Source organism: Miniphocaeibacter sp. (genome assembly GCF_049276255.1).
In the GTDB taxonomy this organism is placed as follows: domain Bacteria; phylum Bacillota; class Clostridia; order Tissierellales; family Peptoniphilaceae; genus Miniphocaeibacter.
In genome coordinates this window covers 1-1,774 of record NZ_JBASWB010000018.1, presented here as the reverse complement: position 1 = coordinate 1,774, position 1,774 = coordinate 1, and the positions used below count along the sequence as shown (strand labels likewise).

Sequence of the window (1,774 nt, the reverse complement as noted above, 5' to 3'; positions counted from 1 at the left end):
CTTTAAACTAAAAGCTGGAGAGCATAAAGTTCTTAAAGATTTATACTATGGAGACTACAAGGTAGAAGAAATAGTACCAGCAGGATTTACAGCAAGTTACAGTCCAGAAGGTGGAGAAGTTAGCTTAACTGATAAAGCAAAATCAGCAGAAGTAGTAGTAACCAATACACCTATCAATAAGACTGTAGATGTAAAAGCTACTAAGATCTGGACTGGTGGTTTAATCAAAGACTACCAACAAGTAGAATTAGTATTACTCCAAGATGGTAAAGAAATAGAAGCCAAAGCAACAGTAACACCAGATGGAGTAGGAAAATACAACTACACTTGGAAGGATCTTCAAAAATATAGAGATGACTCTACAGAATATGAATATAGTATAAAAGAAGTAAAAGTACCAGAGTATTATCAATCAACAATAACAGGTACTATGGAAGATGGCTTTACAGTAACCAATAAATATACTGCAGCAAAAGATGGCCAGCTTACAGTAAAAAAGAAATTTGATACAGGCTTTAACAAATTAAGAAGTAATCAAAAGCCAATTGAATTTGAATTTAAGGTAACAGGACCTGAAAGTGAAGCAGGAAAATTTGAAGAGACCTTTACATTAAAGGCTGGAGAATCTAAAACATTAGAAGGATTATACTATGGCGAATACAAGGTTGAAGAAATAGACTCTAAAAACTTTGTAGCAAGTTACAATCCAGGACAGAAAGTAAGCTTGTCCGATAAAGTAAAAGAAGCAACAGTAATTGTAACGAATAAACCAAAAGACGACGATAAAACTGTAGATGTTGAAGCTAAGAAGATTTGGCGAGACGGTTTACTAAATGACTATGAGGCAGTAGACTTAGTACTACTAAGAGACGGTGAAGCAACTAATATTGAACCTACAAGTATAACACCTGACAAACCGGGTGAAAAGGAATACACTTATATTTGGAAAGGTTTAACGAAGTATGGCGAAGATGGACATGAATACACCTATGGAGTAAAGGAAGTAGAAGTTCCTGAATACTATGAATCCAGTGTAGATGGTTTAGATGTCTATAACGACTATGTAGCTGAAAAAGATGGAAAGCTTACAATAAAAAAAGAATTTGATAAGAAAACTCCAAATACAGCTAAAAACAAAAATTTAGAATTTAAATTTACAATTAAAGGTCCACTTAAAGGTAATGGAGAAAGTGTATTAGAAGGAATTGAAGGATTAACAAAAGAAGGCGATAATTATACCTTCAAACTTAAAGCAGGAGAATCTTTAACTCTTAAAAATCTATACTATGCAGATTATAGAGTAGAGGAAATTGAAACTCATGGATTTAAACCAACATATTCCCTTAAGGATGGAAAAGTAACTATATCTCAAGAGAATATAGATGGTAAAATTATCGTAACTAATAACTATGAAAAACCACAACCACAACCAGATCCAGGTAGACCAACACCAACAATTAAGGAAATAACCCTAGTAGGTGGTAGAGCTACTTTAACTGAAAGAGTAGAAAGTCAATTAATGGACTTTGTACAATACAGATTATCTGGTAAGGACCGTTACGGTACATCAGCAGATGTAGCAAAAGAATATAGTAAATCCAATATAGTATTACTAGCAAGTGGAGAAAAATATACAGATGAATTAACTGCAACAGTACTTGCAAATAAACTAGGTGCACCAATAATGTTAACAAGAAAAGATGCTATTCCAGCAGAAGTAAAAGCTGAAATTAACAGACTTGGAGCGACTAAGGTAATATTAATAGGTGGAAAT

The 1,774-nt window shown here is 33.4% G+C and carries 1 protein-coding gene; it reads left to right on the top strand.

The features are described 5' to 3' along the window. The coding region (locus tag WAO56_RS01975) for a Cna B-type domain-containing protein (RefSeq protein WP_422146228.1) at nt 1-1,774 on the top strand (1,774 nt) is incomplete at both ends.